At 68.5% G+C, this 14,556-nt stretch carries 15 protein-coding genes and 1 pseudogene; 10 read left to right on the top strand and 6 right to left on the bottom strand.

Annotation, left to right across the window (positions count from 1 at the left end; all coding sequences use genetic code 11):
• From VB739_RS14305 to VB739_RS14335, 7 genes and pseudogenes are all read left to right on the top strand, one after another.
• A pseudogene (locus VB739_RS14305) lies at positions 1-253 on the top strand (hypothetical protein); the annotation flags it as partial.
• Positions 254-330: 77 nt separating this feature from the next.
• Positions 331-774 carry a DUF2996 domain-containing protein gene (locus VB739_RS14310; RefSeq protein WP_323357709.1) on the top strand — a complete coding sequence of 148 codons (444 nt, stop codon included), beginning with the start codon at positions 331-333 and terminating at the stop codon, positions 772-774.
• Positions 775-878: 104 nt separating this feature from the next.
• On the top strand, positions 879-1,970 hold the full coding sequence (gene acsF / locus VB739_RS14315; RefSeq protein WP_323357710.1) for a magnesium-protoporphyrin IX monomethyl ester (oxidative) cyclase: 1,092 nt from the start codon (positions 879-881) through the stop codon (positions 1,968-1,970).
• Between the two features lie 39 nt (positions 1,971-2,009).
• Positions 2,010-3,470 (top strand): TldD/PmbA family protein, encoded by a 1,461-nt coding sequence (locus tag VB739_RS14320; protein ID WP_416233342.1) that lies wholly within the window; start codon positions 2,010-2,012, stop codon positions 3,468-3,470.
• Between the two features lie 2 nt (positions 3,471-3,472).
• A complete protein-coding gene (locus VB739_RS14325; RefSeq protein ID WP_323357711.1) occupies positions 3,473-4,870 on the top strand; it encodes a TldD/PmbA family protein in 1,398 nt (465 codons plus the stop codon).
• Positions 4,867-5,898, top strand: coding sequence for a methionyl-tRNA formyltransferase (fmt, locus tag VB739_RS14330; RefSeq protein WP_323357712.1), 1,032 nt, complete (start codon positions 4,867-4,869; stop codon positions 5,896-5,898). The genes VB739_RS14325 and fmt overlap by 4 nt, the downstream gene beginning before the upstream one ends.
• Positions 5,899-6,006: 108 nt before the next feature.
• Positions 6,007-6,204, top strand: a complete 198-nt coding sequence (locus VB739_RS14335) for a hypothetical protein (protein ID WP_323357713.1) — start codon at positions 6,007-6,009, stop codon at positions 6,202-6,204.
• A 37-nt stretch (positions 6,205-6,241) separates the two neighbouring features.
• Here the strand turns inward: VB739_RS14335 and VB739_RS14340 are convergent, their stop codons facing one another.
• From VB739_RS14340 to VB739_RS14355, 4 genes are all read right to left on the bottom strand, one after another.
• Entirely contained in the window at positions 6,242-6,451 is a 210-nt protein-coding gene (locus tag VB739_RS14340; RefSeq protein ID WP_216908869.1) for a hypothetical protein, read from the bottom strand.
• Positions 6,452-6,529: 78 nt separating this feature from the next.
• Positions 6,530-7,750, bottom strand: a complete 1,221-nt coding sequence (locus VB739_RS14345; RefSeq protein WP_323357714.1) for a DEAD/DEAH box helicase — start codon at positions 7,748-7,750, stop codon at positions 6,530-6,532.
• A gap of 215 nt (positions 7,751-7,965) precedes the next feature.
• Positions 7,966-8,313 (bottom strand): DUF6464 family protein, encoded by a 348-nt coding sequence (locus VB739_RS14350; RefSeq protein ID WP_323357715.1) that lies wholly within the window; start codon positions 8,311-8,313, stop codon positions 7,966-7,968.
• Between the two features lie 14 nt (positions 8,314-8,327).
• Entirely contained in the window at positions 8,328-9,113 is a 786-nt protein-coding gene (locus tag VB739_RS14355) for a TerC family protein (RefSeq protein WP_323357716.1), read from the bottom strand.
• 75 nt (positions 9,114-9,188) lie between these two features.
• Between VB739_RS14355 and VB739_RS14360 the strand changes: the two genes are divergently transcribed.
• Complete coding sequence (locus VB739_RS14360; RefSeq protein WP_323357717.1) at positions 9,189-9,923, top strand: hypothetical protein; 735 nt, start codon at positions 9,189-9,191, stop codon at positions 9,921-9,923.
• 16 nt (positions 9,924-9,939) lie between these two features.
• Here the strand turns inward: VB739_RS14360 and VB739_RS14365 are convergent, their stop codons facing one another.
• Positions 9,940-10,914, bottom strand: coding sequence for a hypothetical protein (locus VB739_RS14365; protein WP_323357718.1), 975 nt, complete (start codon positions 10,912-10,914; stop codon positions 9,940-9,942).
• A gap of 275 nt (positions 10,915-11,189) precedes the next feature.
• Here VB739_RS14365 and VB739_RS14370 point away from each other — a divergent pair, with 275 nt between their 5' ends.
• Both VB739_RS14370 and gap read left to right on the top strand, forming a co-directional pair.
• Positions 11,190-12,353: a hypothetical protein gene (locus tag VB739_RS14370; protein ID WP_323357719.1), complete on the top strand. Its 1,164-nt coding sequence runs from the start codon at positions 11,190-11,192 to the stop codon at positions 12,351-12,353.
• Between the two features lie 98 nt (positions 12,354-12,451).
• Positions 12,452-13,447, top strand: coding sequence for a type I glyceraldehyde-3-phosphate dehydrogenase (gap, locus tag VB739_RS14375; RefSeq protein WP_323357720.1), 996 nt, complete (start codon positions 12,452-12,454; stop codon positions 13,445-13,447).
• Positions 13,448-13,469: 22 nt separating this feature from the next.
• On the opposite strand, the gene VB739_RS14380 is transcribed toward gap, so the two are convergent.
• Positions 13,470-14,351 (bottom strand): hypothetical protein, encoded by an 882-nt coding sequence (locus tag VB739_RS14380; RefSeq protein ID WP_323357721.1) that lies wholly within the window; start codon positions 14,349-14,351, stop codon positions 13,470-13,472.
• Positions 14,352-14,556: the final 205 nt, after the last annotated feature.

Consider the following 14,556-nt stretch of genomic DNA (forward strand, 5'->3'; position numbering starts at 1 on the left):
TGGCAGCACCGAGGCGCGATCCACGCCCAGGCCCCCCAGCGTCAGCGACGCCCCGGCCTCCGCGGCGCCCGCCGGCCCCAGCCGTGCCCCCGGCGACCCTGCACCCACGGTTTCGGTGCCCTACCGCGTGCTGCACCGCCCCGAGGGCGGAGCCCCCAGGCCCTTCCGTCCCGAGCCGGCCGCAGTGTCGCGCCCTGCGGCCGTGGCCACCGTTGATGACGACTGGGGCGATGGCGACGGTGAGGAGTGGTGAGTCCCGTCTCCGCGCACACCTGAGGCTGGAGAACGCTGCCTAAAGTCCCCACACCAACGCGCCCAGGGATCGCTCCGGTGACCGAGACCCCCAGCAACACGCCCGCCCCTGTCGCCACCACGCCGGAGGCGAAGACAGCAGCCCCGAAGGCGAAGCCCCCCGCGCCTGAAGACAAGCCCTTCGAGGCATTCGTGCCGGAACTGCTGCTGCCGGCCCTGATCAAGGAGATCGAGGCCTACGGCGGTCCCTCGCCTGAGCTGGTGTTCGAGCAGGGCGCCATGCCGGTGGTGGGGGCGGACTGCTGGATGGTCCGCGGCCGGCTTCCCGGCGAGCGACGGTTCTGGCTCTGCTTCACCCAGCCGGACATCAGCTCCGCCAAGACCATCGCCCTGACGGAAGGGGGGGGCAGCCCCAGCCTGCTGGAGTCGTTCCTGATCGATGAGAAGAAGATGACCCTCCAGTTGCTGGTGTCGCGACTCGTGCAGCGCCTCAACGGCCAGAAGTGGCTCGGCCCCAACTGAGCTGCCGAACCCCTCGCTGGCTTCACATCCGCGGCTTCACATCCGGACCGATCGCGGGGATCGATGCCTACGATGGCGGCCGAGCTCTCTGAACGTCCAGCGCGATGGTGCCTCCCACCACCCAAGCCCCCACCGCCCCCCGGGTGGGCACCCCTGATGCCCCGGCCATCAAGGACCCGGTGAAGGACACGATCCTCACCCCGCGCTTCTACACCACGGATTTCGACGCCATGGCGGCGATGGATCTGCGGCCCAACGAAGTGGAACTGGAGGCCATCTGCGAGGAGTTCCGCAAGGACTACAACCGCCACCACTTCGTTCGCGACGACCAGTTCGAAGGCGCCGCCGACAAACTCGATCCGGAAACCCGCCGGGTGTTCGTCGAGTTCCTCGAGCAGAGCTGCACCTCGGAGTTCTCCGGTTTCCTGCTCTACAAGGAACTCAGCCGCCGCATCAAGGAGCGCAACCCGCTGCTGGCGGAATGCTTCGCCCACATGGCCCGCGATGAAGCCCGCCACGCCGGCTTCCTCAACAAGGCCATGGCTGATTTCGGCCTCCAGCTCGACCTTGGCTTCCTGACGGCCACCAAGGCCTACACCCACTTCCAGCCCAAGTTCATCTTCTACGCCACCTACCTCTCCGAGAAGATCGGCTACTGGCGCTACATCGCCATTTACCGCCATCTCGAGCAGCATCCCGAAAGCAAGATCTTCCCGATCTTCAACTTCTTCGAGAACTGGTGTCAGGACGAGAACCGCCACGGCGATTTCTTTGATGCCCTGATGAAGGCCCAGCCGGACACGGTGCGTGGCTTTACCGCCCGCCTCTGGTGCCGTTTCTTCCTGCTGGCCGTTTTCGCCACGATGTATGTGCGAGACGTGGCCCGCAAGGAGTTCTACGAGGCCCTCGGGCTTGATGCCCGCACCTACGACAAGTACGTGATCGCCAAGACCAACGAGACCTCCGCCCGGGTGTTCCCCGTGGTGCTCAACGTCGAGCACCCCGAGTTCTACGAGCGGCTGGAGAAGCTGGTGCAGAACAACGCTGCCCTGGCCGAGGCCGACCGATCCGGCGCCTCCGCTCCCGTGCGGACCCTGCGCAAGCTGCCCCACTGGGTCGGCAACGGCGTTCAGATGGCGCGCCTGTTCCTGATGGCGCCAATCCGCAGCGAGCGCTTCCAGCCCGCCGTGCGCTGAGCCGACCCGCCAGAATCGGCCCAGTTCTTCTTTCGCCGCTTGGTCGTCTCCCCTCCCACCGGCGCCCTTGCCGCCACCGAGCGGTCCGCATCGCCTGCGGCCCTCGGTGATCCCGCCTGGCGGACCGTCCTGGAACCTCTACTGGCCGGTGGCCGATCGGCTGGTGCCGATCTTGTCGAGGTGTTCCTGGAGCGCTCCGACCACCTCGGCCTGCTCGCCGAGCAGGACAGCATCACCAGCGTCAGTCCCGCCTTCGGTGCCGGGGCCGGATTGCGGGTCTTCCTGGGCGATCGGGACGGCTTCGTGTCCACCAACGACCTGAGCGCCGCCGGCCTGCGGGCCGCCCTGGAGCAGGCCCTCGGCATGCTGGGGCTGGTGCTGCCGGTGCAGGCCGGTGGCCGCTTCGATGGCCTGCCGGAGCTGCGGGATTTCGCCGCCACCAAGGAGGGTTGGCTGCACACCTGTCCCTCCCTGGCCGAAGCCACGGGCCGGCTGCTTGAGGGCACCGACCGGCTGCTGGCCCATGGCCAGCACCTGCAGGTGCGCCGGGGCAGCTACGCCCGCGATTGGCAGGAAGTGCTGGTGGCCGCCAGTGACGGCACTTTCGCCCGCGATGTGCGCCTGCACCAGTCGGTGGGTCTCAACGTGCTGGTCGCCGACGGTGACCACCGGGCCAGCCTGGGGAGGCGTTATGGCACCTCCGACAGCCCCGACGACCTGCGCCACTGGGACGCGGAAGCCGCCGCCGTCGATGTCTGCAGCAGCGCCGGCACCATGCTGCGGGCCGACTATGTCGAGGCCGGCCAGTTCCCCGTCGTGCTGGCCAACCGTTTCGGCGGTGTGATTTTCCACGAAGCCTGCGGCCACCTGCTGGAAACCACCCAGGTGGAGCGGGCCACCACCCCCTTCGCCGACATGGTGGGTCAGCCGATCGCCCACGAGGCCCTCACCGCCGTCGATGAGGGCCTCACCGCCGGCGCCTTCGGTTCCCTTTCGATGGACGACGAGGGCATGGAACCCCAGCGCACGGTGCTGATCGAGAACGGCATCCTGCAGCGCTTCCTCAGCGATCGGGCCGGCGAACGCCGCACCGGCCACCCGCGCACCGGCAGCGGCCGTCGCCAGAGCCATGCCTTCGCCGCCGCCAGCCGCATGCGCAACACCTACATCGCCGCCGGGCCCCACAGCCCGGAGGACCTGATCGCCTCGGTCGACAGGGGGCTGTACTGCAAGTCGATGGGCGGCGGCAGCGTCGGCCCCACGGGCCAGTTCAACTTCGCTGTCGAGGAGGGCTACCTGATCGAGAACGGAAGCCTCACCCGGCCGGTGAAGGGCGCCACCCTGATCGGGGATGCCAAGGAGGTGATGCCCCGCATCTCGATGTGCGCCAATGATCTGGAGCTGGCCGCCGGCTTCTGCGGTTCGGTCAGCGGCAGCATCTTCGTCACCGTGGGCCAGCCGCATATCAAGGTCGACACCATCACCGTGGGAGGACGCTGAGCATGGAGAGCACCGAATCGCTCACCGCCAGCCTCGACGCCGAGGTGCTGCGCCAACGGCTCGCCAGCCTGGCCCTCGCCGAGGGCGTCCGCCGCTGGGACCTGGGCGCCTCCTGCAGCACCGATACCTCTGTGCAGGTTGACCGGGGCGAGGCCAAACAGATGAAGGGCGCCCAGCGCAGTGCCATCACCCTGCGGGTCTGGAACGACGACGGTCTGGTGGGCATCACCAGCACCTCCGACCTCTCCGATGCCGGCCTGGCCCGGGCCCTGGCCGGCGCCCGCGACGCCAGTGCCTACGGCAATGTCGATGAGATCCCTGATTTCTCCCCCCTGGCCACGGCCCCGCTGCCGGTGCTGGAGCAGCCCCTCAGCACACCGCTGAGCATCCTCACCCTGCTCGACACCCTGCGGGATGCAGAGCGCGACCTGCTCGGCCTCCATCCGGCCATCGGCACGGTCCCGTACAACGGCCTGGCCCAGCGCAGCAGCGACCGGCTCTACATCAACAGCGACGGTGCCTGCCGCCAGCAGCGGCTCAGCACGGCCTCCCTCTACCTCTATGCCCGGGCCGAAGAAGCGGGCCGCAAGCCCCGCAGCAGCGGCGCGGTGCGGCTGGCCTACGGCGCCGCCGACCTTGATGTGGCCGGCTGTGTGCAAGAGGCGGCGGAGCGCACCATCGCCCACCTCGATTACGCCCCCATCGCCACCGGCCGCTACACCTGCGTCTTCAGTCCGGAGGCGTTCCTCGATCTGATCGGCGCGTTCAGCAGCCTGTTCAATGCCCGCGCCGTGCTCGATGGCGTCAGCCTCAGCCGGCGTGAGTCCCTGGGCGAGCAGCTGGCCGTCCCTTTCCTGTCCCTGCACGACAACGGCCTGCACCCGGCCAATGTGGGTGCGGCCGCCTTCGACGGGGAAGGCACCCCCACCCGCCGGCTGTCCCTGGTGGAGGGGGGTGTGCTGCGCCACTTCCTCCATTCGGAAGCCACGGCGCGGGCCTTCGGGGTGTCTCCCACCGGCCATGCGGGCCTCGGGGCCAAGGTTTCGGTGGGTCCCGACTGGTTCGAGATCGGACCCACCCCCGGCAGCGGTGGCGGTGCCCCCGGTCTGGATCGCTTCGTGGCCGGTGCCAGCGGTGATGCGCGCGGCCTGGTGGTGATTGATTCCCTCTCGGCCCTCCATGCAGGGGTGAAGGCCAGCCAAGGCTCCTTCTCCCTCCCCTTCGACGGCTGGCTGGTGCAGGACGGCGTCCCCCGCTCCATCGAGGCGGCCACCGTGGCCGGCGACATCCGCACCCTGCTCAAGGCCATCCTCGGCTTCGAGGGTCCCGCCAAGGTGACCCCCGATGGCCTCTGCCCCCACGTCTGGGTGGAGGGTCTCTCGATCACCGGCGACGCTTGAGGATCCTGTTCTGGGGCACTCCGGCCTACGCCGTGGCCAGCCTCGATGCCCTTCGGCAGGCCGGCCATGCGTTGGTGGGGGTGGTCAGCCAGCCCGACCGCCGCCGCGGTCGGGGAAAGTCCCTGGTGGCCTCGGCCGTCAAGCAGCGGGCCCTGGGCCTGGGCCTGCCGGTGTTCACCCCCGAGCGCATTCGCCGGGATCTGGTCTGCCAGCAGGAGCTGGCGACCCTGGGGGCCGACGTCTCGGTGGTGGTGGCCTTCGGCCAGATCCTGCCGCCGGCCGTGCTGGCCCAGCCCCCCCTGGGCTGCTGGAACGGCCATGGCTCCCTGCTGCCCCGCTGGCGGGGTGCGGCCCCGATCCAGTGGTCCCTGCTGGAGGGGGACGCCGAGACCGGCGTCGGCATCATGGCGATGGAAGAGGGCCTCGACACCGGCCCGGTGCTGCTGGAGCGGCGTCTGCCCATCCCCCTGCTGCAGAACGCCGGCCAGCTGGGGGAGCGGCTGGCCCAGCTCACCGCCGAGCTGCTGGTGGAGGCCCTGCCGCGCATCGAGGCGGCGGGCCCCGGAGCGGAGGCGGAACGCCTTGCCCGTCTGGGGGTGCGGCCCCAGGCCGGCGACATCAGCCATGCCCGTCAGCTCAGCAAGGAGGACACCCTGGTGCGCTGGGACGCCTCGGCCCTGGCCATTCACCGCCGGGTGATGGGACTCCATCCCCAGGCGTCCTGCCCCTGGGGGGACGAGCGGCTGAAGCTTCTGGCCACCGAGCCCCTGGTCAGCCGCCTCGCCGACCAGCTCACTCCGGTGGGCGCGGTCCTGGCGGCCCGCTGGGGTGGTGAAGCCACGCCAGCCGTGGATCCAGGCACCGTGCTCGAGCTGGTGGAGGGGGAGGGACTCGTGCTGGCCAGCGGCGGCTGCCCCGTGCTGCTGCGCCAGGCCCAGCTGCCGGGACGCCGGGCCAGCGAGGGGCAGGCCCTGATCCAGCAACTGGGACTGGTTCCCGGTCAATGCATCGGTGTTAATACTCCCTGAAGCGCCCGTTGGGCAACACTTGTTGACGTTTTGTTCCCTTAAGGGCGTCTCAGTGTTGGACGGTAGCTAGAGGGACTAGACCAAATCCAGTGATCGGATGCGGATGTCATGGCCAGCGACCTTTCCTTCGTCAACAGCACCGGCTCGGGATGCCAGATCTTCCGAGACCGGCTGGGGTGCTACGTGGTGAGCCACGAGCTCAGGCCTGGCCAGCGGGCGGTACGACCCACCCTGGCCGGCGCCTACGCGGCCTGCCAGGGATGGGAGCCCCGCTTCCAGGCGGAAACGGCCGGTGGGGGTGGATGAGACGGCTGTGAACGGCCCAGCGGCCCAAGGGGCTGCCTCAGCCTGCGGTGCCGCTGCTGGAGGCGAGCTCTTCGGGCTGGCGACGGTGCAGTTCGTGCAGCCCCTCCAGCTGGTTGTGGACGGCCACCAACTGGTCACGGATGTGGCGGCTGTTGTCGATGCGTTCCAGGGCGAGGAGCATGCCTTCGATCTGGGCCTTGCAGTCGATCAGCACGCGGCACTGGGTGGATCCGGGTTCGTAGGGCATGTCAGAAAGAGGCTGATCGTCAGTTCAACGTAGGGCGGCAGCGAAGGTTGTCACAACCATGGCCGTTCCACGGGCAGCTCAGCGGGAGCCGGTGCGGCGCCGACCCCGCTCGTGGCCCTGGCCCTGGCGGGGCCCCTGGCTTCGGCGGCCCCGGCCGCCGCTGAGATCCAGCGGTGGGGCGGACAGCACGGTGGGTTCGAAGCCCGACACCTCCTGACGGGGCAGGGGGGAGCCGACCAGGCGCTCGATGGCCCGCAGCAGCTCATGCTCTTCGGCCGCCACCAGGGAGATCGCATGGCCGTTCTGGCCGGCCCGGCCGGTGCGGCCGATGCGGTGCACATAGTCCTCAGCCACGTTGGGCAGGTCGAGGTTGACCACATGGGGCAGCTGGTGGATGTCGATGCCGCGGGCGGCGATGTCGGTGGCCACCAGCACGCGCACCTCGCCGCTCTTGAACTCCGCCAGTGCCCGGGTGCGCGCCCCCTGGCTCTTGTTGCCGTGGATCGCCGCCGCCCCCAGCCCCTCCTTCTCAAGCCGCTCCGCCAGCCGGTTGGCGCCGTGCTTCGTGCGGGAGAAGACCAGCACCTGGCGCCAGTCGTTGCTGCGGATCAGATGGCTGAGCAGATCCCCCTTGCGGTCCATGTCGCAGGGATGGATCACCTGCTCCACCAGGGGTGCGGCCTGGTTCTCGGGAGTGGCCTGGAGCTGAACCGGGTTGTGCAGCAGGCCAGTGGCCAGCCGCCGGATCTCGCTGGAGAAGGTGGCCGAGAACAGCAGGTTCTGGCGCTTCGCCGGCATCAGCGACAGGATCCGGCGGATGTCGCGGATGAAGCCCATGTCGAGCATCCGGTCGGCCTCGTCCAGCACCAGGATCTCGACCCGGTCAAGCCGCAGGGCGTTCTGCTGGTGCAGGTCCATCAGCCGGCCAGGGGTGGCCACCAGCACGTCGGCGCCCTTACGCAGCCGCTGCATCTGGGGGTTGGCGCTCACCCCACCAAAAACGACATCGGAGCGCAGATCCAGGTAGCGGCCGTAGGCGGTGACGCTGTCCGCCACCTGGGCCGCCAGCTCCCGGGTGGGGGTCAGCACCAGGGCGCGCACCACACCGGCGCGGGCGTGGGGTCCGTGGCGCAGCCGCTCCAGCATCGGCAGGGTGAAACCGGCCGTCTTGCCGGTGCCCGTCTGGGCGGCAGCCATCACGTCGTGACCCGCCAGCACCGCCGGGATGCACTGCAGCTGGATCGGGGATGGGCTGCTGTAGCCCTTGGCGGCCACGGCCTTGAGAATCGGCTCCGACAACCCCAGAACGGCAAAATCCGTCGCCAGTCCAGCCACCGGCGGATTCAGCCCGGTGGCGGTGTGGCTCGGGGTGAGCGGTTCAGGGGTGGGGGCGGAACCGTTGCCGCTGGGTCGGCTCCGGATGACCTTGGCCTGGGGCCTGGAGGAAGGGGCGGTGATCGGGCGCGAAGACAGAGTTGGCCCCCAGCCTAGGACCGGCTGGTGGCGCGATCGCTTCAGCGGGGGCTGCGGTGGCTGCAGCGCTCGCAGGGTCCCTCGGGCAGCACGGCGCAGCGCAGCAGGGGGCTGCGGGCGTTGAAGCGGCAGTGGGGGTCGCCGATCACCCAGCGCCCGTCCCACCAGTGGGCATCGGCTGGTTGCTGCTGGGATTTCACCTGCAGCGCCACGGCCGTCAGTTCGTAGCGGCCCTGCCGCAGCCGGTAACGGTGGCGTCGCTGCAGCACCAGAAAGCTGCGATCGCCAGTGGTCAGCCAGCGGCCGGGATGGGGGACATCGCTGAGGTTCTCGATCTCGATGCTGGTGATCAGCCGGTCCGAGTCGATCTGACGCAGTTCGATCCGCATCGTTCCGGCCGCCCTCAGGCGTCGCCGCTGCCCTGCTCGGGCAGGGGAGAGGGGGCCGTGCGCAGGGAGAAGCCCCAGGCGAACAGGGCGGCCACCACCAGCAGCAGGGCCCATTCCGGCACCTCCATCGCCGGCAGCAGCAGGCGCAGCAGCAGCCGCAGGCCCACCAGCCCCACCGCCAGATAGCCGGCGGTTTCCAGATGGGGGAAGATCTCCAGCCAGCGCAGGAACAGTTCGGCCGTGAGCCGCAGGGCGATGATGCCGATCACCCCTCCCGCCATCACCAGGGGAAGCCGGTCGGTGACCGCCACCGCCGCAGAGACACTGTCGAGGGAGAAGGCCAGATCGGTGAGGGCCAGGGTCGCCACGATCGACCCCAGGGAGGCGCCGTGGTGGGGATGGCCGGAGTCGTGGGAGCCGGGGACCTGGGCGGAGAGGCTTGGCTGCACACCGTCGGCGATCTCGTCCTTGTCGTCGTCCTGGCCCAGCAGATGGCGCCCGCAGAGCCAGAGCAGATAGGCCGAAGCCAGCAGCTGCAGCGGCCAGAAATTGAGCACGAAGCTGGCCAGGGCGATCAGGCCCAGCCGGAAGACCAGGGCCAGCACCAGGCCAAGGTTCAGGGCCTGGCGTTGCCGCGCCGGGTCATGCAGCCGCCGGGAGATGGCGGCCAGGGCGATGGCGTTGTCGGCGGAGAGCACCGCCTCGAGCCCCACCAGCAGTGGCAACAGCAGCAGCACCTCGCCCCACTGGTCCGCCTGCTGCAGCAGGGGTGTGAGGCTCTCCACCGATTCCACTTCCATTCCTGGCGTTCGCTCGGCCCTGGCGCCTTCAAACAAGCACTCTAGAAAGACTGCCGGCCCCGCCTGATCCCTCCCATGCAACTTCAGGTCCGACTGCTGCACTGCGACGGTGGCCGCCGCGTCGTGCTGGTCTCGGCCCGCGATGGGGAGCGCTTCCTGGGCAGTGCCCTGGGGGAGGCCGGCGATGCCGAGGCAGCGGAGGACAGGGCCAGAGCTCGCTTACTGGCCAGCCTCCAGAGCACGGGCACCCCGCGCCCGCCGCGGCAGGCGGCAGCTGAGGCCCCAAAGCCAGCACCAGCACCGACGCCATCACCGGCACCAACGCCCACTCCGGAGCCGCCGCCACCACCTGAACCGCCGCCCACGCCGGTGAGCCAGGAGGAAGACCCCCAGGATTGGAGCGCCGAGCTCACCCACCTGGATCTGCAGATGCGGCGGCTGGGATGGGACAGGGACCGGGAAGCCATTTATCTGCAGCGCTCCTTTGGCCACCCCAGCCGCGACCGCATCACCATCTATGCCGATCTGATCGCCTATCTGCAGGCGATCGAGGCCCTCGAGCCCGGCTGTGATCCGGCCACGGTGGCCGTTCCTTTGCGCCGGGCCGACCTGCTCGACCAGTGCAACCTGTTGCTGCTGCAGCTCGGCTGGGACGGCGCCATGGGTCGCCGTTTTCTCGAGAAGCATCTGGGCGTGAGCAGCCGGCAGCAGCTCAAGGACACGGACCTGCTGCGTTTCAACATGCTTCTGGAGGAGGAAACCCTGCTGGGCAAGGCCGATGGGCCAGCGGCCTCAGGCCCTGCCGACTGACCTCCAGCCGCAGCGTTCAGGAGGGTTCCCCCACCTGGTTTTGCTCCCCGTCCACGCTGAGCTGGTGGAAGTAGGCCATGTCGGCAGGGAGAGCCCGGGAGGACGTCACCTTGGCGGCCGGCGGTGGGGGGACCGGGGCGTCGGCTTGTCGCCGTCTCTGGGCACGGGCTTCCAGTGCTTTCTCCTCCTGCAACAGCTGCTGCCGCTGCCTGACCTCAAGGCGCTGTTGACGCCGCCGCACCAACCTGGCCCTGGAGAGATCCCAGTGCATCTGGGCCTCCCGTAGCAGCGAGAGATCGCTGACCCGACGCTGGCTGCCGGCCGCGAAGGCTAGGGCATAGACCGCGGCAAGGAGAAACACCCGCAGCGTGCGCTGCATGATCGCCCAGACACTGGGATTCCAGGGCGAGTGAATGAGATCCGATGAGCTCTTGATGGACGCCTCCAGTCGCTTGGAGAGCATCGATTTGAGCGCTGGCAGCGATTGACGCTGCTCGGTCAACTGGAGCCCGGGTCCCTGCAGGGTCGCAATTCTCTGCTGCAGGTCTTCAATCGAGGTGGCGCCATCAATGGCACGCTGGAACTCCTCGGCGCGTTCGGTGGCCAACCGCATGGCGCTGCTCTGGCTGCGGGCCACGAGCCCATGACCTTGAACGGCGGAAGCGATTTGCAGGGGAAACAGGAGCAGGAAGCCGATGACGGCGCCGACCGCCCATCGGGCGATCGCATCGCGGCGGGCCTGGATCTGGATGTCGTCAGGCTCCAGATAGGCCACCAGATGCACCAGACCCAGGCCCAGCAGGGCGAGAGGCGCACTGTCGAGGAGGGCGCTGATCAGGGTGACAAGCCAGGCCGGTTGCAGGAAGGCCAGCGGCAGAATCGTGTTCAGCAGCGTCACCCCGTAGGTGACGAAAAGGGCCAGGGCGATCAGGGACAGGAAATCGGTGGTGTTGACGCGGCGTAGGCCGTGTCCCGGGTCATGCAGGTTCATCAGGGGGTGCCAGACCCAGCGGGATCCAATCGCCAACATTGTGCCCATGGTGTGGGCATGTCTGCAGAAACTCGTTGGTCTGCAGCTGCAACTTCTCTGGCTTTGGGCCTCTGCGGTCCATCGGTCAGTGGCGCAGGCGTCCCTGACAACATGGCCAGAAGTGTTAGATTCTGGGCGAGCAATTCCTTCTTTACGAATGCAGAGTACCGCCTGAAAAAAGAGGAAGTCTTCATTTCCCCTCGGGTCAAATCCTCTGAACCAAGTGAATGATTCCAGTGAGTGCACGATCACACCCCATAGCCAGCGAGGCCATTGACGGACCCTTCTTTGGTGCCGATGGCCACCCGTTTGATCGCCACAGTCGTCCCCCTGGCGGGGCCACCCTTTCCGGTCTGGCCAGCGGTCTTGGAATCGCCACAGTCCTTGTGCTGGAACCATTCCTGCCGGCGCGGGCCAACGTTGCCCAGGCCGATGGGCTCAACCTGGGCTGCGCCGCTGGCTTCGGCCTGGTGAACATCACCTCGCGGAACGTGCGGTCCACCCTGGGCACCAGCACCAATTCGCCGAACCAACTCAATGGGGGAAGCACGGTGTCGGTGCCGCCGAGCTGCAGCGTTGCCCCAGCGGCGCCTGCCCAGCCATCCAACGGCTCGGCGCTGGTGGGCGGTAAGGCCCGGCTCAATGCCGGTTCGGTCACGGCCAATCAGATCTTCCGCTCCCAGTCCGCCACCGTCACCAACGGCCCCGGTACCACGGTGGTCAGCAATGCCTGGACCGTCCAGGCCGAAGCGGATGCCCTGGCTGTGGCCACCTACATCGGCGGCATCAACGCGTCCAATTGCACCGTGGCGCTCAGCTCCTGCAAGTACAACGATGCCGTCAACCTCTCGGGCCGCCTGACGCTCACCGGCGCGCTGAGCGCCACCGGTGGCATCAACTACTACAACGTCCAGACGGTTGGTCGAAACGTTGACCTGAACTTCGTGGGATCAGGGAGTGATTATTTTGTCTTCAATATGCCCACCAGCCTGACGACCAACCAGGATTGGACGCTGCAAGGCGATGTGGATCCTGCCAAGATCATCTTCAACTTTGCTCGCCCTGGCTCCAATCTGAGTCTGAGCGGCTCCGATGTTTTCGGCACGTTCCTGCTGACGGGCGGCGGGACGGCCACGCTGAATCGCTCCGGCAATGGGAACCCATCCACCATCACAGGGTCCCTGATCGTCATCAACAATGGATCCGCGCTGAGATTTGGATCGACGAACGGCTCCAATCGTGTCAACGCCGTCATCAACGGCAGGCCGTTCAACCCCACGGCGCTGCGCAGCGTTCCGGTGCCGGGGCCCCTGCCCTTGATGGGTGGTGCGATGGCGTTCGGCTGGAGCCGCAGGCTCCGGCAACGCCTCAAACAGGCCCAGCAGGCACCGGGACGCTGAGCCCGTTTCATCTGGCGACAATGGTCTGAAGGGCTCCGCTTTCGGCCACCTGCCCCGTGCGACGCTCAAGTCCTTGGTCTGACTCGGGAGACGCGCAGGTGACCATCAGGATCGGCATCAACGGGTTCGGACGCATCGGACGCCTCGTCTTCCGCATCGCCTGCGGACGCGATGACATCGAAGTGGTGGGCATCAACGACCTGATCGATGTCGACTACATCGCCTACATGCTTCGCTACGACTCCACCCATGGCCGCTTTGCCGGCGAGGTGGCCGTCGATGGCGGTGCCCTGGTGGTCAACGGCCGCCGCATCCGCATCTCCGCCGAGCGCGATCCCGCCGCCCTGCGCTGGGGCGAGGTGGGTGCCGACGTGGTGCTCGAATCCACCGGTCTGTTCCTGAGCGACGAGCGCGCTCGGGCCCACATCAGCGCCGGCGCCCGCAAGGTGGTGATGTCGGCTCCCTCCAAGGACGACACACCGATGTTCGTGATGGGGGTGAACCACACCGCCTATGCGGGGCAGGACATCGTTTCCAATGCCTCCTGCACCACCAACTGCCTGGCGCCGATGGCCAAGGTGCTCAACGACAACTTCGGCATCCGCGATGGCCTGATGACCACCGTGCATGCCACCACCGCCACCCAGAAGACGGTGGATGGCCCGTCGGTCAAGGACTGGCGCGGTGGCCGCGGTGCCGGCCAGAACATCATTCCCTCCTCCACCGGTGCCGCCAAAGCGGTGGGCAAGGTGATCCCGGCCCTGAGCGGCAAGCTCACCGGCATGGCCTTCCGGGTTCCCACCCCCAACGTCTCGGTGGTGGATCTGACCGTGAACCTGGAGCGGGGGGCCAGCTACGACGCCATCAAGGCCGCCATGCGGGCCGCCTCGGAAGGGCCGATGGCCGGCATCCTCGGCTACACCGAAGAGGCGGTGGTGTCCACCGATTTCGTCGGTGAGACCTGCACCTCGATCTTCGATGCCTCCGCCGGCATCGCCCTCACCGACACCTTCGTCAAGGTGGTGGCCTGGTACGACAACGAGTGGGCCTACTCCAGCAAGTGCCTCGATCTCATCGCCCACATCTCCGGCTGAGGTCCCGGGCCGGGCCCGGCCTTCAGCCCGCCGATCGGGTCCGGCAATGGCTGCGGATCAAGGTGGTGCCGATCTCCAGCTGCCGCTGATTGGCGTAGGCCTCCCGCTCCAGGGCTTTCTCCCAGTCGGAGGCCCCGGCGTAGAGGGGATCATCGAGATGGAGCCGCAGTTCCGGCGGGACCTCCTGGCCCAGGCCAAGGGTTCTGGGGACAGCGCGCAGGCCGCCGGCCGCGCAGCTCTGGGCCACATGGATCGCCTCGTGGTTGAGCACCTGGGCGAAGTCCACCGTTCCCTTCTCCACCACCGCAGGCTTGATCCGCAGGGTGCGGGCGGCGTGATCCCATTCCCCGGCGGCGCCCGTCTTCCTGGGTTCCACCAACTCCACCTGCACGCCCACCTGGTCCAGAACGCTGAGCAGTTCGGCGATCGCCCGGTGCTTCTCACCATGGTCCGGGGGGGAGTTGATCAGGGCCTGCAGCTCCGGCACCGACAGCTCGGGTTCACCGGCCCGCCGGCGGTAGAGGAAACGGATGCCGCCCCCAGCCAGGGGCTCGGCGGTGGGAATCCACTGCCGGTCGGCCTCCTGAAGGTTGGCCAGCAGCCCGCCTTCCAGCAGGGCCATCGGCCGCAGGCGTGGATCGGGAGCCGGCTCGAAACGCTCCAGCAGCCGGGTGGTGACATCCGGGGCCTGCTCGGGCAGGCTCCCCACCTGCTCCAGCAAGCCAGGGAAGGCGGCCCCGCCCAGCACCAGGGCGGCCACCCCGAGGGCCAGGCTCCAGGCGCGCCCGTGACGGGGCTTCGGCTCCAGCAGGTCGCCGCAGCGCCCGCAGCGGGGCACACCCGAAAAGGGTTGCTCCAGCCTCAGGGGCCGTTGGCGGCAGGTGGGACAGCGGAAGCGGGCCATTGCGGGGCGAACCGACCCCCAGCATGGACGCAAACGGGTTGCGAGGATCGCCTCCGGTTTGATCCCGCCTTGCGATGCCCCTCCACGCCCTTGTGCGCCAGCTGCAGGCCGCCACCCTCACCGCCGAGGTCAGGGCGCGCTGCGAGCGGCCCGAGCGGCTGCGGCTGAGCGGGGCGGGACGGGCGGCGCGGGCCCTGGTGGCCAG

Origin of the sequence: Cyanobium gracile UHCC 0281 (assembly GCF_034931305.1) — a bacterium.
GTDB lineage: Bacteria > Cyanobacteriota > Cyanobacteriia > PCC-6307 > Cyanobiaceae > Cyanobium > Cyanobium gracile_A.

Coding starts and splice junctions, on each gene's coding strand:
- VB739_RS14325 (WP_323357711.1), top strand. CDS start 3,473: ATGGAGAGCACCGAATCGCTCACCGCCAGCCTCGACGCCGAGGTGCTG.
- VB739_RS14350 (WP_323357715.1), bottom strand. CDS start 8,313: ATGCGGATCGAACTGCGTCAGATCGACTCGGACCGGCTGATCACCAGC.
- VB739_RS14355 (WP_323357716.1), bottom strand. CDS start 9,113: ATGGAAGTGGAATCGGTGGAGAGCCTCACACCCCTGCTGCAGCAGGCG.
- VB739_RS14360 (WP_323357717.1), top strand. CDS start 9,189: ATGCAACTTCAGGTCCGACTGCTGCACTGCGACGGTGGCCGCCGCGTC.
- acsF (WP_323357710.1), top strand. CDS start 879: ATGGTGCCTCCCACCACCCAAGCCCCCACCGCCCCCCGGGTGGGCACC.
- VB739_RS14340 (WP_216908869.1), bottom strand. CDS start 6,451: ATGCCCTACGAACCCGGATCCACCCAGTGCCGCGTGCTGATCGACTGC.
- VB739_RS14335 (WP_323357713.1), top strand. CDS start 6,007: ATGGCCAGCGACCTTTCCTTCGTCAACAGCACCGGCTCGGGATGCCAG.
- VB739_RS14380 (WP_323357721.1), bottom strand. CDS start 14,351: ATGGCCCGCTTCCGCTGTCCCACCTGCCGCCAACGGCCCCTGAGGCTG.
- VB739_RS14365 (WP_323357718.1), bottom strand. CDS start 10,914: ATGAACCTGCATGACCCGGGACACGGCCTACGCCGCGTCAACACCACC.